A 21236-nucleotide genomic window follows, 5' to 3' on the forward strand; every position below is an offset into this window, starting at 1 on the left:
TCGGTCGGGTCGTCCACGGTACGGCCGCCCGCATCAACTGCACGCAGTAGTGGCTTCAGCATGCACGCGACTGTACCGATCCAGAGGGCTCAACTGCCCAGCGGTCCACTTCCGCAACAGGCCCTAGTTCGCAGCGACGTCCCGCCCTACCTGCTCGATGCTTTCACGTACCTGTGCGGCGAGGAGGCCCCGTGCCCCGCACCTACCTGCCCGACCCCTTCGCCACCGACAAGGTGGAGAACATGGTGAAACTCCTGGGGCTGGACCCGCTCGACGCCGAGCAGCGGGACTTCCTGCAGAGCGAGAGCACGCAGGACCTTCAGGCCGCCCCGGGGTCGGGCAAGACGACCTTGATCGGGCTCAAGCTCGCCCTGATGGCCGACGCGTGGACCTCCCCGACGCGCGGGGTGTGCGTGCTGTCGCACACCAATACGGCCAAGAACGAGATCGCCGACCGAGTGGGCCTTCTCGCCGCAGGACGCAGCCTGCTGCGCTATCCGCACTTCATCGGCACCATCCAGTCCTTCGTGCACACCTTCCTCGCGCTGCCGGCCGTGCGGGACAGGAAAGTGGAGGTCCGGTCCATCGACGACGACGCCTTCGAGACCGCAGCCCTCCGGCTCCTGCGGCGCCCCGAATACTCCACCCTGCGCAACTACGTGGAACGCCAGCACCAGGGTACCGGCATCGTTAGCGGGGCGACGTTCACCTACCGGGACCGCGAACTCGCGGTCACCGGAGCGGCCAGAGATCCGCGCTTCGGCGCCCAGTCTCCCAGCGGAAAGCAACTAGACCACCTCAAACGGACTCTTGCACGCCGGGGCATCTTCCGCTTCCAGGACATGTACGCCATCGCTCAGGAGTATCTCGCTCGGCACCCGGGTATCGCCGCGGCGGTCACCACGCGCTTCCCGTTCGTTCTCCTCGACGAAACGCAGGACACCAGCGCCGCCCAGCATGAACTGCTGGACCTTGTGTTCGCTTCCTCATCCACCGTCGTGCAGCGGGTGGGCGATACCAACCAGGGCATCTATAGCGACGCGGCCTCCGCAGGAGGGCCCGCGTCCCTGTTCCCGCTGCCGGGGGCCCCGGAGCTGCCGGTCAGCCGCCGCTTCGGGCCGCAGATCGCGGCTGTGGCCAGCCGTTTGGCCGTCCGGCGGCCCCAGCAGGTGCGCGGAGCCGGCCCCGACGGCCAGGTGGCGGTTCTGCTGTTCGACGAGACCACGGTGTCCGACGTCGTACCGACCTTCGAGCGCATGGCCGCTGTGACCGTCCCCGAGGACGTCCTCATGCGGCGTCCACCGCGTGTACTGGGTGCGCGACAGAACCCGAAAACCTCACCCGTCTACCCGCAGTCGATCTCCTGCTACCTGCCCGGATACACCCCGACCAGACGCCCGACGGCTCACCGCACCCTGATCGGCGCGGCCCGCGCGGCAAGCGCCCGGTGGAAATCAGGCCCGGACAGCCACGAAGCGGCCACCGAGTTGTGGAACGCCGTGCGCGCGTCCGTCTCGTCACCGACCGGCGACGGGCTCCCGGCCCTCGGCCGCCTGGAGAGGTCAATGGCGACAACCGGAGGCAGGGTGCGGATCCTGCTGCGTGAACTCCTCCTCAACGCAGACAGGTTCGACGAAGCGAGCTGGGGAGAGGCCACCGAGCAGCTGGCCGTCCAGCTGAAGCTCCTCAACGGCTGCCAACTGCGCGAGCCTGAAATGGAATTCACCCCCGCTGCTGCGGCAGGCGTAGCTCTCGGGTCCGCTCCGGCGGCCGTCGCCGCAGTACCGGCGGCGCGGGCCGTACCCGGGACCATCCAGAGCGCGAAGGGCGAGACCCACGCGGCAACACTGATCCTGGAGTGCCTGGAGAAGACGGGCAGGAAGTTCGACGTGACCGAGGCGCTGCGCATGATCGCCGAAAGGAGCGACCCGCTGCGGGAACTGAAGAGCGTCCAGGCCGCCGTACAGCTCGTCTTCGTCGGCGCGACACGCCCTACCCACCTTCTGGTGCTCGCCGCCCACCGCGACCGCAGCAAAAAGTACGCGGACGCGATGACCGGCGCGGGCTGGGACATCCGTGACCTCACCGAGCACTGAGCCTTCGCCAACTTGAATTCGCAGGTTAAGGGGCTGGTGTGGTCGACGCCAGCAGGTCTCGCGGGGCTGGTCTCACCGATGAAGGAGGAGATCCTGGCGGATCAAGAGACGACGCCCCCCCCGCAGGACGGCCGATCGATCGCGACGCCCACTGCGGGATCCGGCACGAAAAAGGAGATCCGCACAGAAGGCAGGGGCGAGCAGCCCGGCACCTCATCCCTATACGGGCTCACTGCACTCCTGACGGCTTGCCAGGTGACCTCGCCCTCCCGCCGCCGGTATCCCTGGCAGGCCCGCAGAAGGGCACACAGCGATCCCCTCCATGGGGCCTACGCCAGACACCCCAACCCTCCGTCGTAGGCCCCGGGCGGCCGGTCGCGCGGCAGCCGGAACCCGCTTCGCGGGAGACCGAACACGAACAGGCCACGAACGCTCTTCAGCCCTCCGGGTTCGGCGGCTAGACCCTCCAGAGCGACCACGCGTCGACCACGGGGCCAAGCTCTTCAGCGAACCGGTCCCCGCCGCCGACAGCCAGCCAGGTAGCCCACTGGCGCACGGCACCCGCCGTCCAGTCAGCGATCTGGAGCTGCGGGTGGAATCACCTTGAAGCCCTTCTGGGCGGGGTCGCGGCGGATGACTTCGACGTCGATGCCCAGGCGGGCGCCGTGGTCGATGGCCTTGGTGCGGTAGCCGCTGTCGGCCCACGCCTTCGTGACGCGAGGGTGGCCTTCGGCAATGTTCGAGAGCAGGCGGATTCCGCCGGCGTTGTCGGAGACGCTGGTGGCGGTGACCAGCAAGGCCAGGAGAAGGCCGAGTGTGTCGACGCCGATGTGCCGTTTGCGGCCCGCGATCTTCTTGCCCGCGTCGATGCCCTGGCCGACCGCGGGCACGTTGGCCGAGGTCTTGATGCTCTGGGCGTCGAGGATGCAGGTGCTGGGCGCGGCGTTTCGGCCCTCCGGACCAGCCGTCGCAGGAGTCCGTTGAGCTGATCGAAGACGCCGTCCTTCTGCCAGGCGGCGAAGTATCCGTAGACGGTTTCCCACAGGGCGAAGTCATGCGGCAGGTACCGCCATGGGATCCCGGTCCGGTCGACGTAGAGAATGGCGTCCATGATCCGGCGCAGGTCGTGTTCGGGCGGCCGCCCGATGTCCAGGCCCCGCCCTCTGCGTACTACTCGCCAGGCGGTCAGGGTTGGTTCGAGCAGTTCCCAACGGGCATCGGACAGGTCGATCAGACAGGAGCGAAGGGATCGAAACGGACCCTCGAAGGCCGTCACCCGCCCCATCTGCCACAACAGGCGTCTACCGCCTCAGCTGGCCCGAATCGGTCCGCCATCTGAACTGCAATGAAGCACCCCTGTCGGGACCAACGCTCTTTCAGCTTGTTTTTTATGGTTTGCGAGCTTTCAGCTGATTACGTTCAGCGATGCTTTCAGGGCGTCTGGTCGATTTGCCCACGTCGTAGCGGGTGGCCGGTCGTTGGTTCTTCGAGCCGAGTGGGCGTCCTGGGACCGGAGTTGAGGGTTTGGGCGCGCGGGCCGGATTGTGCAGGTGAGGGCGGAGGTTCCTGAACCCGCGGCGGACGCGGGCCGGGGTGAGCCGGGCGGGCTCGGCCGGTTTCTCCCACGGGCGACGGAGGTCGGCTGCGGCCTCGCGGGTGAGCCGGAGCTGGGTATGCGCTGCGATCACGAGCCACGTCCACCGGTCCGCGGCCTCCGGGCTGCGGAGCCTGGGACGGGTCCAGCCGAGCGTCTGCTTGACGAACCGGAAAGTGTGTTCAAGATCGAAGCGCCTCAAGAACGCCTGCCACCGCAGTTCGACGTCCTCGCTGGTCATGCCGGTCTTGGAGGACCACAGCCAGACCGGCAGCGGGTCGTGACCGCCAGGCAGATGGTCCACCGTCAGGCGGATCAGGGTTCCCTCGATGATGGGGAGTTCGCCGTGGTGGTCGATCCACGCGGAGCGGGTGGTGAGACGGGGGTGGATGCGGTCCCAGGCCATCGCCTGGGCAGTGCCATAGCGGTCGGTGACCTGCACGGCTTCCGCGTCGGGTTCGCCCCACGTCTCGGGCTTGGTGAAGCGGAACTCCTTGCCGTGCTTCGGCGGGCGCCCGCCCTGGGGATAGGCCAGGGCGTACTCCTTGAGTGTGGGCGTGGGCCGTCGCGTCACTCGGTCCGCACGCATCCGCCCGAGGACCTCGATGGGCATGCCGTCAAGGAGATGGGCCATGCGCGGGGCGTCGTAGCCGGCGTCGAAGACGATCAGGATGTCGTCGTCCCCGGCTTCCCACTGTCCCTGGTCAATCAAGTCGGTGACAACGCGGCGGACCTGGGCGGCGGTGACCTCGGCGACATCGTCGTCGGGGCCGAGCCGGACCGCGTCCAGCAGCTGACACCACGATGTCCGTCCGGTCTCCAGCGCGGCGACGAATGAGTATGGCCAGCCGGGAATGAGCTGGTCCGAGGAGCGTCCCGAGTGGCCATAAACGTGGCAGAACAGACGGTCCGGGCTGGTCGGCGCATCGGGCCGCAGCCACGCGGAGACATCGACCGCCAGCACCAGGCGCCCGTCCGCGGCCTTGGGCTGCGGCAGCACGGCCAGCGCCTTGCGCAGCCTGGCCACGTCGATGCGACCGTGGTTGAGCGCGTCGTACAACGCACCGTGCCCACGCCGGTGTTCCGCCAGCAGCGTCAGGTCCACCGGCGAGGTCACCGGGCCGTCCTCGCAGAGCATCGCGTCGCACAGCTCGAACAGCGTGTCACCGCGCCGGGTCAGGCATGTGTACACGTCCTCCCGGAAGTGGGACGTGAAGTCGAATGCCTCGTCCCGGGCATCGTGCTGCAGCAGACTCACCCCTGCGGTCTTCGTATGAGTGCGGTTCCGTGACGGAATGCATGATCATGCGGAAGCCGTCCGCCTGTCCGGCGAATGCCCGGGTGAGTGACCCTGTGCGAGACGGCGTTCGGGCAGGCTCAGAGGGGCGCCATCTGCAACTCGCCGATAGTCCGCAGGCCGACTTGCGCCGCCAGCCAGTTCGCCCGCCGGGCTTCGACCTGCTTCACGTGGACGTACACCGTGTGGTCCGGCGCGGGGTCCTCAAGGTAGAGGTCGCGGGCATTCACACACACCGTCACGTAGGCGCCTCTGGTGCCCCCAAGGCCGAGGCCGACCTCCGGAGCCTCAGGCCAACCACTGAAATCCCAGCGCACCATGGCCGGGACGTTCCCCGCCGCAGCCAGGAATGCCTCCACTGCTTCCGGGGCCGCGCACCATCTGCTCATGAAGATCGGGAGACACTCCGACGCGGAGTCGCCCGTGCTCGAGGAGCCGTTCCGGTCGGCCCCGTACGCCCACCAGTCAGCATCCGGCATGACTCCGGTCAACCGCTCCAACTCGCGGGGCGTGGAGACCCGTGCTTCGAAGTCGACTTCGAGGTCCTCGGTGTCAGCGAGCGCGAGCAGCCGCCCAGCGACACGCAGTGCCTCGCAAACATCCGTTGTCCTCAGCACTGCCTGCGCGTACGAGTTGCTCATGGCAAGGAGTGTGCCAAGTCACCCGCCGGTCCGCGATCGAATACCTGAACACCCCTCCGGTTCCAGCGGCAAACACACCCTGAAAGCCCGCCAAAGGTAAGAGCAAGTTCAGAAGTTGTTTTCAAAGGCGAGGGCTGTGAACGCTGCCTTTGGGGTCACCCGTTTGGGGGTGCGGAGTGAGCGGCTATGTCGGGCGGGGTGGCGGTGGCAGTGTCTGCAGATCTCCGTCAGAGGGGTTTGGTCATGATCGTCAAGAAGCGGGTCTGCGCGGTGGCCACGTCACTGACGTGGGTCCCATCAGGGCCGCCGGCCTGGTCAGCGCCCTTGGGCACCCGCCGGACGCGCCGCCAATGCGGTATCCAGCTCCGCAGGCCGCGCGGGACGTTATCCAGTTGCCCTGCCCGTCCGGCATGGCGGTCGGGCGTCTATCAAGCAGGCGCGCCGGTAGAGCGCACAGGGAACGGGAACAGCCCTTTTTCACCGGTTGACCGCTTCGCGGCCTTGCGGAGAAATGTGGGGCTGCTTGATGCTGGGGCGGCAACTCGACCATCACTTAAAGGAGTCGACCGGTGGCGCATCGTAAAGTTTATTTGGCGGTAGGCAGGACGAACACGCGGATCTACCGATTCGACCCGATCGACGGGGACACCCGCGTGGTCGAGAAGGTGTCGGCGTACGAGGACGGCTACACGGCCATGGGCGCGCAGTACCGGGGCGATGACAAGGAACCCCTGCTCTTCGCGGTCAGCGCAACCGGCTCGTCACCATCGACGTGGAGGCCGGCACGGTCTCGGACGCCGTCGTCGAGGGGCTGCCGAGCGGCCTGAAGTGGTACGACGGCGACATGGACAACGACGGGAAGAAGCTGCTTGTCGCGAGCGGCCCCGACGTACCCAGCTACACGATCGACGTGGTGGTCCGGGCGGCGACCGCCGGAAACCGGCCGGGCTCCGGTCGGTGGGACGACTTCGCCCACCACCCCAAGGACGGCCGGCTGATCTCGGTCGAGGGCGACAACGGCGATCTGCTCCACGTGGACCCCCGGAAGAACCCCATGAAGACCGTGCTTCAGAAGCAGGTTTTCCCACCTGCCGAGGCCAGCGGGTCCAGTGGTTCCCGGAAGTCCTACTCGGCCACGTTCTTCGACTCCGACGGGCACTTCTACGCCGTCGACTCGGCGGGCAACGTCAACCACCTCGACCTGAGCGGCAGCACCGTCCCCGACCGCGCCGAGCGCATCGGGAAGGGGAAGATCCCCGTCGACGGCCTGGAGGTCGTGAACGGAGCCGGCCGCATCACCCCGATGCCGATTCCTCCCAGCTACGACGAGATCCTCGTGGCCAAGAAGGCCCGCGGCTCGTGGCAGAGCTCCGATCCCCAGGGCAAGGTCTACAGCGTAGAACTGACCATCACCGCCGCCAAGGCAGGAGGCGAGGGGAAGGAGACGCGCAAGTTCCGGATCTCCTTCGACCTGCGCACGGCTCCCGGAGCAAGGTGGTGGCATCCGGCGTCGACGTCACGCACGAGGACGGCAAGGTGTACATCGACTCCCAGACGGATCAGCTGCTGACAGCAGGCAACTCGCGGCCCATCGCCCTACAGATCACCGTGCCGGGTGACCCCGCCAAGCTCCCGAGCGAGTACCCGCTCGACGGACTGAGGGCCACACGTCTGGCCTGACACCTGCCTCGGACCCGGGTTCCGGCCTTCGCGCCCGATCCGCCGCCTCCCGCCCGGCGATGGACCGCACCGCCGGGCGGGACGACGTACAGCATCAGATGCCCGCCCGCCGACGAGCGTGCCGCCGCCCTCAGAGGGTGTTTAGCCCGCTTATGCCACGCTCAGCGGCAACTTGTGGTGTGTGGCTGGTGAGGCTGGAGAAGGGAACGGTGATGGTGGGGCGGAAGCGGACGCGAGGTCGCCGTTGCGCCCCATCTGCTCCTGTTTCATCCCAACGGGCACCGGTTCACTCCGAACCGCGGCCGCCGCCGCAGCCACCCTCCTCGCCGCCTTCAGCGCGGGAAGCGCCTCGGCGGCCGACCGCACCGGCCAGGATCCGATCAACCGGACCGGCTGGAGCCGTCTCGCGCTGTACGGCGACTCCCCGGCGGACGGGGCCACCGCAGTCTTCCTCCGCGACCCGGCGTGGAAGCACAAGGCCGAGGAATGGGACGAGGTCGGCGGCCGGTGGGAGGGCGGCCGCTTCACGCTGACCTTGAAGAACAAGGCCGCCGCCAAGTGCCTCCAGCCGTCCGACGCGAAGCCCACCCGCGGCACCACGATCGTCGTACGGACCTGTGACGGCTCCGACCTCCAGCGCTGGGTCCTGCGTCCCGAGGGCGACAACAACTCCCGCTGGTGGATCTGGCAGCCCAAGGTCGACACCGACCTCGCCATGACCCTCAACCGCTACAACGACGGCAGCTGGAACGCCCTCCACCTCGACACCTCCTACCCGACCGCCGACCGCCTCTGGCACCTCGCGGACAACAACACCAGCTGGTGACGGCAACCGCGCCCCCCTCGCGACTGGACTGGGACTGAGCGGGACGCGGACCGCGAGGTCGCCGAAGTCCCCGGCCACGCGGCCGGGGACTTCGTGCCTCCGGCGTCGTACCTCCCTGCCCCGCGCCGCTTTCCTCACCGGACGTGTGTCCGTACCGGCGGCTGAAGGAGACCCGACTTCCGCCAGCTGCCCGGCGAGCCCGCACCCGCCCCGGCCCGACGTCCGCTCGCCGCCGGCGGCCTCACCTTCTCAGCCCCGGAACGCCATATCTGAGCGCTACCACCACAGGTCGTGCCACGTCCAGGACCAGCTCACCACCTGGCTCCACCGCCCGGTGTGCCAGCGCCTCCACCTGGACATTGGTCGTAGCCGGGCCGGCTCCCGCCTCGGATACCGTGTTCCTCTACGGGGTGCCATAACGGATGTGACGCCCCCCACCGGAGGTAGTCAGCGTATGAGTTCAAAGCGCAGCAAGAATCCAGCCCTGCCCGTACTTGACGACGCATTTCGACTCGCGTCGGTCAAGGACGCCGAAGAGTCCACCCGTGACTTGGCCGCGCGGCTGGCCACCACCGAGCTGCGCCGCGTTTCCCACCCGGGCCGGGTCACCTGGGAGCCCACCGATCAGGCCGAGCCCGTACCGGTCCCGCCGACTGTGGTCGACGGTGACGGGGACCTGTGGCTGAGGGACCGGGGCACTGGCACCTGGACCATGCCCGAGTTCAACCCGAAGGAGTTCCCGGCCCGCTGCGGCGAGGTTCTCACGTGGAACCAGCTTGCCCGCGAGTTCGGCCCGCTTACCGGACTGGCCGACGACCGCCGCATCGGCGGCGGCCGGCGCTGACCGCGCACCCTTCTTCGGCGTCTCGTTCATGGGAGCGTCAGAAGTCGGGGCAGAGGTTCTGGTGAACTGCGCCCAGGATCTCGCCGCCGGTCTGTGGGGTGGCGATCTCGGGAAGGCGTGTGTCGATGTGCCTGCCTGAGCCGGATTGCCGACTTCCTCACTCCCCATAACCTCCTCGGTAGTGCCCGGGGCGTGATCCGTCTAGCCGCAGGTCCCCTCCACTGACCGCTGGCGCCGGGTTCTGCTCACCGTGACAGGTCAGAGCACCCGCACCCCCGGAAGTGACTATGCCGCGGCGAGGATCTTCCACGTCCTGCCAGTCGGCGGATTCGGGGTGGTGAGCGACCGGGACGACTGCCCACGGCGTGCGCCTCGCGGTGGGCGCGGGCCCGTGTCCGTACGGAGTCGGGGCCGGTTGTTGAGGGTGTGACGATCGCGCCCCTGCCCGCCCCCGCCGGGCCTTCTGGCGACATGCCGCGCTGAGCCGTGGGCAGGGGAGCCCGACGTTGTGGCCGGAGCCTCCGAGGCCGCCCTCGGGCGGCGTCGATCCGGTCGCTGCCCGGGGCGGTGGAGATTGCGATGGGCTCCCTTGCCCCGGCGGACTGTGACCGCATGGGCCCGGACGGGCGGATCATCGAGGGCGCCGGCGGTGTGGACGCCGGGACGCTGAGCACCTTGTCCGTGGTGCCGTGTGTGCTCTCGGAGGCGGTCTGGCGCACCCCGGACCAGCAGGTCCGGCTCCTGGCGGTTGCCTGCGTGGTCAGCGGGATCGTGCGGCTGCTCGTGGACGACCCGGGCACTGAGATTCTCCACGCCACTGCGGCCGCTGAGCGTGTCGCCCTGTGAGTGCACTCGTCCTGGATCGCCGGGCCGCTTTGCACGGTCGCTGTGCCGCTGTGCGGGTCTGGCCGGCGGTGGTGGTGTTGTTTAGCTGTTGTGGTGGGTTTGTGGTCCGTGCCAGTCAAGGCAGAGGACGGTGGCGTCGTCCTTGGGCGGGTGGCCGTTGTAGGCGTGGGCGACCGCGGTGACCATGGTGCGGACGACTTCGCGGGGGTGTTCGGCGGCGGTCTTTCGCAGCAGCGCGGGGAGGTCGACGGTTTCCGCCGCGCGTTCCTGCATGCCGTCGGTGTGGAGGAGGAGTCGGTCGCCGGGGTGCAGGTCGATGTCCTGGACCCGGTAGGTGCCCTGTTGGAGGACTCCGAAGGGCATGTTGACGGCCAGGCGGAGTTCTTCGACGGTGCCGTCTCGCAGGAGGAGGGGGCGGGGGTGGCCGGCGTTGACGATCTGAGCTTGGCTGCCGTCGAGGGAGATGCGCAGGAGCTGGCCGGTGGTGAAGGTGCGGCGCCCGTGCTCGAGGAGGGCCTGGTGTATCTGGTGGGCTTGTTCGGCGAGGTCGGTGCCTGAGCGGCGGGCGCCGCGGGAGGCGTTGACGGCGAGGGTGGCGATGAGTGAGGCGCTGACGTCGTGGCCCATGGCGTCGGTGATCGACAGGTGCAGGGCGTCGTGGTCGAGGCTGTAGTCGTAGGTGTCGCCGGCGATGTCGGAGGCCGGGACCAGGGCGCCGGCGAGGGTGAACTCGGGTGCTTCGCAGGAGGGGGCGGAGGGCAGGAGCTGGCGTTGGATCTCGGCTGCGAGGCTGACGGTGGTGGTGCGGTTGCCCCAGTGGTAGAGATCGGTGAAGCGGCGGTCGGTGACGATGATGTAGGCCAGCGCGTGCGCGGCGTCCTCGACCTGTATCAGCACATCCTCGGTCGCGGTGTGGAGGAACAGCTCCAGGACGCCGATGGTGTCGCCGCGGTTGGTGACCGGGGCCAGCACCCGGAAGCCTTCAGTGCCTTCCGCGACGTGGACGACCTTCTGGGTGCGGAGTACGTCGTCGTAGATGCTGCTGCCGGCGAGGGGGACCTGTTCGGCGCGGTCCTCCTGGGGCTCGGCTGCAGCGGTGTCGTTGACCCGCAGCAGCCGCCGGCCGACGACGTCGACGAAGAGGAACGACACGTACCGGGCACCGAACCGGGTCCGCAGATTCCGCGCCACGACGTCGAGGGAGTCCACCGGTGCGGCATCCTCCGCCGCCGCCAGCACTTCGGACAGGGCGATCCGGTTCCGCGCCACAACAGCCTCCAGCGTTACATGGGGTTTGCGCCCGCCAGAGAGTTCGTGCCGGGGTCGAACAGCTTGACGAGGTTACCTGTCCCCTGTCGCTCACCCCGGGTTCCTTGCCCCATCGCCTGGACCCTGCCTCCGCAGGGCTGGGGACTGTGGTGGGTTGCGGGTGGTGTCAGGTGGCGCGGGCGGCGTCCACGGTCGGGTAGAGGTTCAGGACGCGTTCGATGCCGTAGACGCCGAACACCTGGGTCAGCCTGGGGGGCAGGTTGGCTATGCGCAGGTGGGTGCGCTGGTGGGTGGCCAGGATCAGCGTGAGGACTGTGGAGTCGATGAACGTGATGCCTCCGGCGTCCAGGATCACTCCGCCGTGTTCGTTGACGGCGGTGTCGATCTGTTCCTGCAGCCAAGGCACCGTGCCGTAGTCGAACTCACCCTGGGGCGCGATTACGGGCAGGGGCCCGGCACCAGGATGCCGGGGGCTCGCAGGAGACGTCATGGGACAAGTATGCCGCCGTGACGTTTCCCGGAGGCGTCCGAAGTGCCTGGTCCGGGCCCCACCGTTACGAAGGGACGCCTGCCGGGACGACCGGGCGAGGGCGCCAGCCCACCGCGACCAGCCGTACGACGCGACAGGGCGGACACCTGAGCCGCCCGGGGCCTGCGACACCGCCTGAATCCTGGCCCTTCCCCCTGTGTGCTGCCTGCGTTCGATTACCTCTCCACAGGCCACGCGGAAATCTATGATGGCTGGAGTAGACATTGGGTGGCAGTGTGGTTATGGTTTCTCTCGTAGCCCAGAGAACAGCACGGCTCGGCAGACACGAACTGCCGGGAGCGAAACCGCAGTTGCAAGATGTTGCACGGTCCGGTGGCGGAGTTCTGAAGCCAAAGCAGTTGCAGGACGGCGACGGAACTGGCCCCGGGCTGGGTGGCCCGCAGTGATCAGGGGCTGCCGTGAGGGAGTACCGCAGTACACGCAGTGGCATCACACAGCAGCAGGACCAAAGCAGCACCTCGGTGAAGACGTCTGGCTGTGGGCGTGTGCACCGGGAAGTTCGGCAGTGGGGTTCTAAGCCAGGGCAGTTGCATCACGGGCGACGGGGCTGGCTGCCGAAGGAGTGGCACTGTCAGTCCACCGAGCAGTACGCATCACCGGTGGTACGCAGTGAAGCAGTACCAGTAAGTGATTCAGAGGGTAAGAACGGAGGAGCCAGTCGCCATCAGGATCGCCCGGGCGGAAGCAATGGGCCCGGGTACCGCAGGACATCGTAAGTGAGGTGGTCTCCGGTCAAGCAACCGCGATCCCCGTACCCCCCTACCTCTCCCAGGTGGGAATGCGGAATAAGAAAGGCCGGCACAGCCGATCATGGTCGGCCGATGGTGTAGCAGTTCCTTCGGGGCCCCGGTGCCAACGGCACCGGGGCCCCTCCACGCGCGTTCCACACCCCTCCAAGACTTTTCCATCAATCCCACAGCCCGCCGATCCCGCTTCTGTAGTGAGGTGCAAGTGACAGCAGACGACTCCTTCCACCGTCTCGAAGACGACGACTATCCCGCCTACACCATGGGCCGGGCCGCCGAGATGCTCAACACCACACAAGGGTTCCTCCGCGCGATCGGCGAGGCCCGCCTCATCACCCCGCTCCGCAGCCCCGGTGGCCACCGCCGCTACTCCCGCTACCAGCTCCGCATCGCCGCCCGCGCCCGCGAGCTCGTCGACGGCGGCACCCCCATCGACGCCGCCTGCCGCATCGTCATCCTCGAAGACCAGCTCGAAGAAGCCAAACGCATCAACGCCGAACACCACCGGGACACCAAGCCGCCCGGCACGCCGGCCTCGGCCTGAAGCGCCGCGCGTCCGGTGGAAGACCGGCAGGTGTCGGACTCACCTGCCGGAAGGGCGCTCAAGGGTCGTCTCCCCTGCGGTTGTCATGCCCGAAGGGATGCTCTGGTCTTCGGCGTGGGTGCTCTGTCGTGCCGCTGCCTCTTCGCGCAAGATGTCCATCGGCTGGTCGGGGCGGCGTCTGCAGGCGGCTTCAACACGGTGAAGGGCTTGGGCTGCGGCGTCAGAGGCAGCTTCCCGGACGCGTACCGCCCCGTTCGGGAGGTGCCCTTCGGGCTACCGTGAACTCCAGTCAGCCGCCGCCGATAAACGGTCGGCATCCCCGCCCTGTCAAGGGTGAGGACCCTTCCGGCAACGCTGTGCTCAGGGCGGGCCGATATCTATGGCCACGGCGTGAGAGTTCAATGCGCCGCGCTGGGAGTGTTTTTACCGCAGCGAAGAGGCTGGAATTTCGCACCGTACGCGGACCATTACGGCATGCTACTGTCGGTCTCGGTTGCAGTTGTGGTTCCCAAAACTTCAAGCTTCTGTGTGGGTATTTCCGACCAGTGGAAGCTTCATTGTATTTCCGGTTCCCTCCGGGCGGGGCATCATCGCGGCGACGCGGAATCCGTGCATGACGGATCCCGACGTACCTGCCCCGAAGGAGATATGACATGGCGTCAGGCACTGTGAAGTGGTTCAACGCAGCCAAGGGTTTCGGCTTCATCGAGCAGGACGGTGGCGGCGCTGACGTGTTCGCCCACTTCTCGAACATAGCCGCCCAGGGCTTCCGTGAGCTGCTCGAAGGCCAGAAGGTCACCTTCGACATCGCACCGGGCCAGAAGGGCCCGACGGCCGAGAACATCGTTCCCGCCTGACGCTGACGCGCACTTCGTAGCTGGGGCCCGCATCCTTCGGGGTGTGGGCCCCAGCTACGGGCATTCTCCCGGAGTGGTGCCACCTGCGGTGAAATCCTCGCCCGCAGAGTTTTCTCGCCGCCCACTCCTTCCGAGTCCCACCTACCGGTGGAGCTGGATCCCTCGCCCCTATGGCGTCGCCCGTTCCAGGGCCTGCCTCCCCATCCGGGATCATTCGCATGCCTTATTTGATTCCCCATTCTGCTCGGCTCGTTCTTGTGATTCCCCGCGCTGTTCTTCCGCTGCGGGAATTCCTTGATACGTGCCGTATCAAGGAAGGTTCTGAATGAACCCCACACGTACGAACAACCGCTCTTCCCGTGCCCTCAGCCGTACCGCCGACTCCGGCCGGGGCGGTAGCCGCTTCAACTCGACCGCGACCCGTTCCGCTGCCCCGGCCCGTTCCGGCGGTTCGGGCCGCTCGGGTGGCCATGGGCGGCGGCCCGCCGCGGTCCAGGGCGAGTTCGCCCTGCCGGTCACGGTCACTCCCGCGCTGCCCGCCGTCGAGGCGTTCGCCGACCTCGACATGCCGGCACAGCTGCTGGCGGCGCTGACCGCGCAGGGGGTGAGCGTTCCGTTCCCGATCCAGGGGGCGACCCTGCCCAACACCCTGGCGGGCCGCGACGCCCTGGGGCGAGGGCGCACCGGCTCCGGCAAGACCCTCGCTTTCGGACTGGCCCTGCTGGCCCGCACCGGCGGTCAGCGTGCCGAGCCCCGTCAGCCTCTGGCCCTGGTCCTCGTGCCGACGCGTGAGCTTGCCCAGCAGGTGACCGACGCCCTGACTCCCTACGCCCGCTCGGTGAGGCTGCGCATGGCCACCGTCGTCGGTGGGATGTCGATCGGGAGGCAGGCCCAGGCGTTGCGCGGTGGTGCCGAGGTCGTCGTGGCGACGCCGGGCCGGCTCAAGGACCTCATCGACCGTGGTGACTGCCGACTTGACCAGGTCGCGATCACCGTGCTGGACGAGGCCGACCAGATGGCCGACATGGGCTTCATGCCCCAGGTCACCGAGCTTCTGGACCAGGTCCGCCCCGAGGGCCAGCGGATGCTGTTCTCCGCCACCCTGGACCGTAACGTCGACCGCTTGGTCCGCCGCTACCTCAGCGACCCGGTCGTCCACTCCGTCGACCCGTCCGCCGGTGCGGTCACCACGATGGAGCACCACGTGCTCCATGTGCACGGCACCGACAAGCACCGTACGACCACCGAGATCGCTGCGCGCGACGGCCGGGTCATCATGTTCCTGGACACCAAGCGGGCTGTGGACAAGCTCACCGACCACCTGCTGGCCAGCGGTGTGAGGGCCGCGGCGCTGCACGGCGGGAAGGCGCAGTCGCAGCGCACCCGGACCCTGACCCAGTTCAAGACCGGGCACGTCACCGTACTCGTGGCCACGAACGTCGCCGCACGTGGCATCCACGTCGACAACCTCGACCTCGTCGTCAACGTCGACCCGCCGACCGACCACAAGGACTACCTCCACCGCGGCGGCCGAACCGCCCGGGCAGGGGAGTCCGGCAGTGTCGTCACCCTGGTCACCCCCAACCAGCGCCGCGACATGACCCGCCTCATGAACGCCGCCGGCATCGTGCCCCAGACCACCCAGGTCCGCTCCGGCGAAGAGGCACTCGGCCGCATCACCGGCGCCCAGACCCCCTCCGGCATTCCCGTGACGATCACCGCTCCGGTGGCCGCGCGGCGTGAGCGCAGCCGCAGCGCGTCCTCTCGCGGCCGACGCAGCCCCGCCTCCGCAGCCCGGCGCGTGACCGCACATCAGTCCTCCTTCGACGCCGCAGCCTGAGAAATCCGTGATCCGGAAACTCACCCACCACTGCAGGAGGCACCTTTTGACGCTCGTCCAGATGCAGCCCAGCACGACGCATGCCACTGCCGTAGGCAGGACGGTGGCCGATGCCATGGACACCGCCGGGCCGCAGGTCTGTGATGACATGACCGTCGAGGTGGCCCTGTCGGTCATGACCAGTGCCCGTACCGGGCATCTGCTTGTTTGCGACGACAGCGGCCGGTGTACCGGACTGGTCACCCATGCCCAGCTTGCAGCAGTCCGCGACGGCTCCGCGTACTCGGACAGGGTCCGGCTGCGGGACATCCTCGGCGACCGAGGGCCGTTCACCTCGCTCGTGACCACCATGGCCGAAGCCGGGCACATGATGCGCTACAGCGACGTCGATGCCCTGCCCGTGGTGGACGAACACGGCAGCGCCCTGGGCGCCCTCGCCCTCTGAGCCGTCCCATCCGCGGCAGAACCACTCCCTCTTCGTCCCTCTCCCTGTGAGGCATCATGCGCTGTGTCATCGCCCGCTTCCCGTTCGACCTCACCAGGAGCGGCGTTCTGGAATCGATGAAGGGCGTCAAGCCCGAGCACGCTCCCGGCGAGTCCGTGATCATCGGCCGACGCACCTACCCCGTCAAACAGGTCGGACAGGTCATCACACGCCAGGACCGCCGCGACTTCAGCGCCGGCGAAGTCCTGCGGGCCATGACCCAGCTCGGCTTCACCTGCCGCGACCTGGCCCCGGCCCCCGCACCCACTCGGGTTGTCAACCCGTTGCAGCAGGCTTCCGCGATGCTCGGCGCCCCTGTGGCCGCTTGAGCGACGGGCAGGCGTGAGCCGCCGGCAAGCAGTGGTGAGGGTCCGTCCGGAGCGTCCGGGCGGATCCTCACCGCGTACCGAGGCTCCCCGGCAGGACGTGGGTCAGTGGTCGGAGTAGCTGAAGTCGCCCATCGTCCAGGCGCTGACGTCCTCGATCGAGACCCGGTACATCCCGCCTGTCTCCGGGATCCCCACCGTGCCCTGCAGAATCCGCGCCACGTGGAAGTGCAGATGCGTGGGCGGCCCTTCGTCGGGTGCATCGGCGGTGAACATGGCGGAAAGTCTCCCAGGCGGGCCGAGTCCGCAAGGACCTCCGACACCCGCTGCCTCCAGACGGCTTCGGGAGCCAGTCGACAGGGTTCTCCTCCCAGAGTCCTGTCGAGCCAACGAGCCAACCGGGACAACCCGTTCCATCGCCCGCTGAGCACGATCTCGGTCGAGACGTCAGACCAAGATCTCATTCCAACCCGCCAGCCCAGAATCCCCACGGCATTGCAGAGCTACCTCGAGTGCTGTCGTCCTGACGGCAGATACTGGTTCAGCCACTGAGGGAAGGAATGTTCCTCGGTGACGGGAGAACCGCCGCGCAGAAGAAACAGGACATCGGGCACATCGTTTCGCTGGTTCCAGTGGATTCTTCCGCCAGAAGTGGTCAGCCGTGCCATGTGGTCGGGCAGCCGGCTGCGGGTGCGATCCGGCTACCCGGCCACAATTGAGCCGGAGCGCGGTAGGTGTCACAGGCTGAGGCGGGTGAGTCGGCGGAGGGGAGCGATCGAAGCGGTCTGATCGTCACCAGTGAGGCACGCGGCGTGTCACGCATAGCCGTTCCGAGTACGACCGGCCGTCACCGCGCCGCCCGAGCGCCGGCAACCGAAGGTTGCCGGGGTGGCGTGAAGCGGGCTTCGAACGCGTCGAGTTCCGCGAGCCAGCGGGTGGGGAGTTCGTCGATGTCGGGCAGGCTGGGATCGGCAACGACGGCCAGGTGCGCGGTTCCGGCGTATTCGCTGAGGCAGACCGACAGGTGGTGTCCTGCGGGCAGGAACATCAGCGGCAGCAAGGCGTCGATGCTGTGGCCGTGGAGTTCGAGGGGGCGTGCGGGACCGGGGACATGGGTGGCCACCAGTGTGGTGCGCCGCGGGTGTAGGGCCCTCGCCAGGGCTCTGCCGTGCCAGCGCGTGGGGAGGGTCTCGAACAGGACGTCCGCGTCGGGGTCGCGGCGGCCGGTCCGGATGTTCGCGGTGGCCAGGTGTGTGGCGGCCAGACGCTCGGAAGCGGCGGGCAGGTGGCAGGGCAGGATGACGGGGACGCCGCGGTGGAAGTTGCCCAACGCGGCGCTCGTGCTGCCGCGCCGGGTGTTGAGCGGGACCATCGCCCGCACGGTGCCTGCGGCAGGGTCGGGCAGGCTGGGGCGCAGGGCGCCGGCGAGGGCGGCCAGGTAGACATCGTTGAGACTGGTGCCGGCCGCCGTCGCGATGGCCTTCATCCGAGGCAGTGAGGTAGGAACCCACAGGCGCCTGGGTGGGTTGGCCGGGGCCTGGCCGCGCGTGGGGCCGAGGCTGATGGTGCGCGCGGGCAGCGCGAGGCCGGCGGCCGCGCGTACCAGGGCGCGCACGCGTGCGGTCGTCCAGGGGGGTGGGGGCGCGGGAGGCGCGCAGCGCTGCGGGACGCCGGGTTCCCGCACCGCGGCGAGTGTGATCCCAATGAGGGACATGCCGTCCAGCAGGCCGTGGTGGGCGCGAAGGAGCAGAGCGAACTCGTTGTCGCGGTGGCCGTGGAGCAGGGTCATGCCCCAGGAGACGTCCGTCAGCGGCTGGGCGCACACGCGCTCGATCGCCGTGTGGAGCGCGACGTCACCGCCGTGGGCGGGCAGCGCGACCTCCTGGAGGTGCTCGGGGGGCCCGGCCGGGCCCCCCGAGCTCGTGCCCCGTACGCGGGCCCGGTCGCGCAGCGGCGGGTGGGCCGCCCGGATCAAGTCGATCAACGCGTGCAACTCGGCGCTCGAAGGCGTGGGGCCGGCGACCACGGCCACTCCGCCGATCTCCAAGCTCGCATGCGGGTGCGCGGCCGCGTAGTCGAACCAGCGTTCGCCTGCCGCGGTCGCTGCGTCATGTTCGTGCACGATGTTCTCCGCTGAATGCCGTTCGTGTGGCGAGAGTGTGGATCATGGGTTTGTGCCCATGTGGCGCTGTACGGGTACGTTTCCTGGTTACCGGGCGCCTACCGGGGGTTTCGGTGAGGTTTCGGATGACGTGGGCCGGTCGTCGGGGATCGAGGCGGCGGCCTTGCGCACCAGTGCCCAGGCGTTGCGCACGGACGTGCGGGACGCCAGGCGCGAGCCCAGGGCCGCGCGCAGGATGTAGCGGCCGTCGAGGGTGGTGGGTGTCACCAGGATCTGGTGGGTGGCGTCGAGATCGGCACGCAGGCGCTCGGTGCGGGCGTTGTCGCCGGCGAGGCGGAAACACACCAGCCCGAGTGAGTGCGAGACGAGTTCGAAGCCGGGGCTTTCCCGGACCAGGCTGGCGAACAGCGCGGCGTGGGAGAGCTGTTCGCGGATGTGCGCGCGCAGGCCCTCGACGCCGTGGGTGCGCAGGACGAACCACAGCTTCAAGGCACGGAAGGGGTGCATCAGTGGCACCTGCCAGTCCCGGAAGTCGGTGACATCGCCTGAGTCGCTGGCCTGGTTGCGGAGGAAGGCCGGGCGGATGTCCATGGCGGCGGTGAGACTGTGCCGGTCGGCCACCCACATGGCGTCGCAGGGCGGTCCTGTGAGCAGCCACTTGTGGCAGTTCACGGCGTAGGAGTCGGCGTGCTCGACGCCCTCGTTGATCCAGCGGTTCTCCGGGCAGACAGCCGCCGATCCGGCGTAGGCGGCGTCCACGTGCAGCCAGGCTCCGAACTCGCGGCACACGGCGGCGACGGCGGCGACCGGGTCGATGGCGCAGGTGCCCGTGGTGCCGACGGAGGCGACCACGATCGCGGGTACGACGCCTGCGGCGCGATCGGCTGCCAGTTGCTCGCGCAGGGCGCGGGGGTCCATCTCGCAGGTGCCGGCTGTGGTGGCGATCCGTACCGGTTCTCCCAGGCCGGCGATGCGCGAGGCCTTGGGGACACAGGAGTTCGCCTGGTCGGTGCAGTACAGGCGGTAGCGCCCCTCGGCGCCGTGCTCGCGCCAGCGCCCGCCCGAGGCCCGGTACAGGGCGGCGACCACAGCCACCAGGACCGCCGATGACGCGGAGTCCTGCAGGACCCCGCCGCCGTTGCCGCCGCTGAGGAATCGCTCCGGCAGGCCCAGTGCGACCGCGAGATGGTCCAGTACCGCTTCCTCGAGTTCGGTGGCGGCCGGGCCTGTTGACCACATCATGTGCTGGACCGCTAGGCCCGAGGCCAAGAGCTCGCCGACCACTGACGCCGGACTGGTCTGGGTCGGGTAGTAGCCGAGGAACGACGGGTGCTGCCAGTGCACGAGACCGGGCATCACCACACGCCGTACATCGGCCAGCACGTCGCGGATCGGCTCGCCGTGCACCGGTACGCGGTCGGGCAGCATCGCCCGTACGTCACCGGGGCGAAGGTCCGGCGTCACCGGCAGACGTTCCTCGCGCAGGTCCTCCCAGTATTCCTCAAGGATCGCTGCGACCTCCCCGATTGCACTGCGAAATGAATCATCACCAAGAGTCACTGACATGCCAGGTAACGTACCGCATTAAAACTAGTGAAATGGCCCAGATGACAAGCCAATCCGTGCTGTGGCTCGCTCCGCCGCAGCACTTGCCCCACAGCCTGGCGACCCTGCGCGAGGCCGCGAGCCGGCGCGACCGTCACGACACACCGCCCAACCACCGTCGCATTCCCGAACGTGATCCCCGCGAAGCCGTGTTCGACGAATACTTCGCGGTCTCACGTTGCGCCTGCGCCCCCGCGTCCCTGTTGATCGACGCCCTCGACGACACCCTCGCCGCAGTGCGGGCCTTCTCCCGGCACCCGGACGGATCCTCGACGGAGCCCGACCTCGAACGTGCCGCGCACGCGGCCGGGCTGACCTGGCGAACCGGCCTTTCCGAATCCCGGACGCAGGCCACGGTGCACCAACGCTGGATCCAGGGACACCGGCTGTTCTTCGCCCTCACCCAGGCGACCGTCGTCGCCGTGCGACATGCCCTTCGCGCTCCCTCGGCCACAGGTTCCGCCGTGGGCCTCGAAAGCGCGGCTCACTTCCTGCGCGCCAGCGCCTGCGCCCTGCGCGTCACCGCGTCCTTCGACGTGCAGGACTACCACGACACCGTTCGGCCTTCGATGACCCCACCGCACGTTTCCCGGACAGGATTCTCCGGCCTGTGGTCGGCCGATCACCGCGTCCTTGTGCGGAGCCTGCGCGAGTGGGGTCTGGCCGCACCGGCGAAGTCCTCCGCATTGCGGCCCGCCCACCGGCGCCTGGTCGAGGTCCTGACGGACGTTCACCACGCCCACGTGGGAGTCTGCTCGCGCTTCGTCGGCTCCGGACCCTCCTTGCTTCGCGGCGCGGAACCAGGGACACAAGCGCTGGAACGCCTGTGTCAGCGCCGCCGCACCGCTCTGGACGCCGTGCCCGCCGCAGGCCGGCCCAACTGCCCGACACCCGCGAAGAAAACCTCACCCTTCACCCCTGAACGCACCCTTCACGCGCCCGGAGCGGGCCGGGAGAACCGGCTCGGTTCGGCTGCTCAGCAGTCTTCCGGCCAGTAGCGACATCACTGTTGTGCGGGTTGCTCGTTAGTGCGGTCATGCCAGTACACAGCGGGAAGGGGACAGGGAGG

At 68.5% G+C, this 21236-nt stretch carries 17 protein-coding genes and 2 pseudogenes; 11 read left to right on the forward strand and 8 right to left on the reverse strand.

The features are described from left to right. The first annotated feature begins 191 nt into the window (after window positions 1-191). Window positions 192-2096: a UvrD-helicase domain-containing protein gene (locus tag ACLJPL_RS33580; protein WP_411084739.1), complete on the forward strand. Its 1905-nt coding sequence runs from the start codon at window positions 192-194 to the stop codon at window positions 2094-2096. A 593-nt stretch (window positions 2097-2689) separates the two neighbouring features. On the opposite strand, the pseudogene ACLJPL_RS33585 reads toward ACLJPL_RS33580, so the two are convergent. The 3 genes and pseudogenes from ACLJPL_RS33585 to ACLJPL_RS33595 all read right to left on the reverse strand — a co-directional run. Beyond that, window positions 2690-3381 (reverse strand): annotated as a pseudogene (locus ACLJPL_RS33585) (IS5 family transposase); the annotation flags it as partial. Between the two features lie 103 nt (window positions 3382-3484). Continuing rightward, the gene (locus tag ACLJPL_RS33590) at window positions 3485-4942 is read right to left on the reverse strand and encodes an NF041680 family putative transposase (protein WP_411084756.1); all 1458 of its coding nucleotides are present in this window, start codon (window positions 4940-4942) and stop codon (window positions 3485-3487) included. 125 nt (window positions 4943-5067) lie between these two features. Next, window positions 5068-5628, reverse strand: coding sequence for a hypothetical protein (locus ACLJPL_RS33595; RefSeq protein ID WP_099128261.1), 561 nt, complete (start codon window positions 5626-5628; stop codon window positions 5068-5070). A 772-nt stretch (window positions 5629-6400) separates the two neighbouring features. On the opposite strand from ACLJPL_RS33595, the gene ACLJPL_RS33600 reads away from it, so the two are divergent. The 4 genes from ACLJPL_RS33600 (at window position 6401) to ACLJPL_RS33615 (ending at window position 9824) form a co-directional block, all read left to right on the forward strand. Then, complete coding sequence (locus ACLJPL_RS33600) at window positions 6401-7198, forward strand: hypothetical protein (protein WP_411084740.1); 798 nt, start codon at window positions 6401-6403, stop codon at window positions 7196-7198. Window positions 7199-7552: 354 nt separating this feature from the next. After that, the gene (locus ACLJPL_RS33605) at window positions 7553-8134 is read left to right on the forward strand and encodes an RICIN domain-containing protein (protein WP_411084741.1); all 582 of its coding nucleotides are present in this window, start codon (window positions 7553-7555) and stop codon (window positions 8132-8134) included. Window positions 8135-8588: 454 nt separating this feature from the next. Further along, window positions 8589-8978: a hypothetical protein gene (locus ACLJPL_RS33610; protein WP_285574611.1), complete on the forward strand. Its 390-nt coding sequence runs from the start codon at window positions 8589-8591 to the stop codon at window positions 8976-8978. A gap of 579 nt (window positions 8979-9557) precedes the next feature. After that, window positions 9558-9824, forward strand: a complete 267-nt coding sequence (locus ACLJPL_RS33615) for a hypothetical protein (protein WP_411084742.1) — start codon at window positions 9558-9560, stop codon at window positions 9822-9824. Between the two features lie 81 nt (window positions 9825-9905). Here ACLJPL_RS33615 and ACLJPL_RS33620 read toward each other — a convergent pair whose 3' ends face one another. Both ACLJPL_RS33620 and ACLJPL_RS33625 read right to left on the reverse strand, forming a co-directional pair. Then, complete coding sequence (locus ACLJPL_RS33620; protein ID WP_411084743.1) at window positions 9906-11093, reverse strand: PP2C family protein-serine/threonine phosphatase; 1188 nt, start codon at window positions 11091-11093, stop codon at window positions 9906-9908. Window positions 11094-11259: 166 nt separating this feature from the next. After that, a complete protein-coding gene (locus ACLJPL_RS33625; RefSeq protein ID WP_411084744.1) occupies window positions 11260-11583 on the reverse strand; it encodes an STAS domain-containing protein in 324 nt (107 codons plus the stop codon). Between the two features lie 1011 nt (window positions 11584-12594). Between ACLJPL_RS33625 and ACLJPL_RS33630 the strand changes: the two genes are divergently transcribed. The 5 genes from ACLJPL_RS33630 to ACLJPL_RS33650 all read left to right on the forward strand — a co-directional run bounded on the left by ACLJPL_RS33630 (window position 12595) and on the right by ACLJPL_RS33650 (window position 16443). Further along, window positions 12595-12933, forward strand: coding sequence for a MerR family transcriptional regulator (locus tag ACLJPL_RS33630; RefSeq protein WP_411084745.1), 339 nt, complete (start codon window positions 12595-12597; stop codon window positions 12931-12933). A gap of 653 nt (window positions 12934-13586) precedes the next feature. After that, window positions 13587-13790, forward strand: a complete 204-nt coding sequence (locus ACLJPL_RS33635) for a cold-shock protein (RefSeq protein WP_076967088.1) — start codon at window positions 13587-13589, stop codon at window positions 13788-13790. A gap of 325 nt (window positions 13791-14115) precedes the next feature. Continuing rightward, window positions 14116-15630 (forward strand): DEAD/DEAH box helicase, encoded by a 1515-nt coding sequence (locus tag ACLJPL_RS33640; RefSeq protein ID WP_411084746.1) that lies wholly within the window; start codon window positions 14116-14118, stop codon window positions 15628-15630. 46 nt (window positions 15631-15676) lie between these two features. Next, on the forward strand, window positions 15677-16075 hold the full coding sequence (locus ACLJPL_RS33645) for a CBS domain-containing protein (RefSeq protein ID WP_411084747.1): 399 nt from the start codon (window positions 15677-15679) through the stop codon (window positions 16073-16075). A 56-nt stretch (window positions 16076-16131) separates the two neighbouring features. After that, on the forward strand, window positions 16132-16443 hold the full coding sequence (locus tag ACLJPL_RS33650; protein ID WP_319341704.1) for an SCO5918 family protein: 312 nt from the start codon (window positions 16132-16134) through the stop codon (window positions 16441-16443). Window positions 16444-16545: 102 nt separating this feature from the next. Here the strand turns inward: ACLJPL_RS33650 and ACLJPL_RS33655 are convergent. The 3 genes and pseudogenes from ACLJPL_RS33655 to ACLJPL_RS33665 form a co-directional block, all read right to left on the reverse strand. Next, window positions 16546-16904: pseudogene (locus ACLJPL_RS33655) on the reverse strand (hypothetical protein). Between the two features lie 383 nt (window positions 16905-17287). After that, on the reverse strand, window positions 17288-18562 hold the full coding sequence (locus ACLJPL_RS33660; protein WP_411084748.1) for a WS/DGAT domain-containing protein: 1275 nt from the start codon (window positions 18560-18562) through the stop codon (window positions 17288-17290). A gap of 87 nt (window positions 18563-18649) precedes the next feature. Then, window positions 18650-20026, reverse strand: coding sequence for a pyridoxal-dependent decarboxylase (locus ACLJPL_RS33665; RefSeq protein WP_411084749.1), 1377 nt, complete (start codon window positions 20024-20026; stop codon window positions 18650-18652). Window positions 20027-20160: 134 nt separating this feature from the next. On the opposite strand from ACLJPL_RS33665, the gene ACLJPL_RS33670 reads away from it, so the two are divergent. After that, window positions 20161-21165 (forward strand): hypothetical protein, encoded by a 1005-nt coding sequence (locus ACLJPL_RS33670; RefSeq protein ID WP_411084750.1) that lies wholly within the window; start codon window positions 20161-20163, stop codon window positions 21163-21165. The last annotated feature ends 71 nt before the right edge of the window (window positions 21166-21236 follow it).

This window comes from Streptomyces sp. cmx-18-6 (assembly GCF_046548915.1).
Classification (GTDB): domain Bacteria; phylum Actinomycetota; class Actinomycetes; order Streptomycetales; family Streptomycetaceae; genus Streptomyces.

Excerpts from the sequence above, each read along its gene's own strand:
- ACLJPL_RS33610 (WP_285574611.1), top strand. The coding sequence starts at position 8,589 with ATGAGTTCAAAGCGCAGCAAGAATCCAGCCCTGCCCGTACTTGACGAC.
- ACLJPL_RS33670 (WP_411084750.1), top strand. The coding sequence starts at position 20,161 with ATGGCCCAGATGACAAGCCAATCCGTGCTGTGGCTCGCTCCGCCGCAG.
- ACLJPL_RS33635 (WP_076967088.1), top strand. The coding sequence starts at position 13,587 with ATGGCGTCAGGCACTGTGAAGTGGTTCAACGCAGCCAAGGGTTTCGGC.
- ACLJPL_RS33625 (WP_411084744.1), bottom strand. The coding sequence starts at position 11,583 with ATGACGTCTCCTGCGAGCCCCCGGCATCCTGGTGCCGGGCCCCTGCCC.
- ACLJPL_RS33640 (WP_411084746.1), top strand. The coding sequence starts at position 14,116 with ATGAACCCCACACGTACGAACAACCGCTCTTCCCGTGCCCTCAGCCGT.
- ACLJPL_RS33595 (WP_099128261.1), bottom strand. The coding sequence starts at position 5,628 with ATGAGCAACTCGTACGCGCAGGCAGTGCTGAGGACAACGGATGTTTGC.
- ACLJPL_RS33650 (WP_319341704.1), top strand. The coding sequence starts at position 16,132 with ATGCGCTGTGTCATCGCCCGCTTCCCGTTCGACCTCACCAGGAGCGGC.
- ACLJPL_RS33615 (WP_411084742.1), top strand. The coding sequence starts at position 9,558 with ATGGGCTCCCTTGCCCCGGCGGACTGTGACCGCATGGGCCCGGACGGG.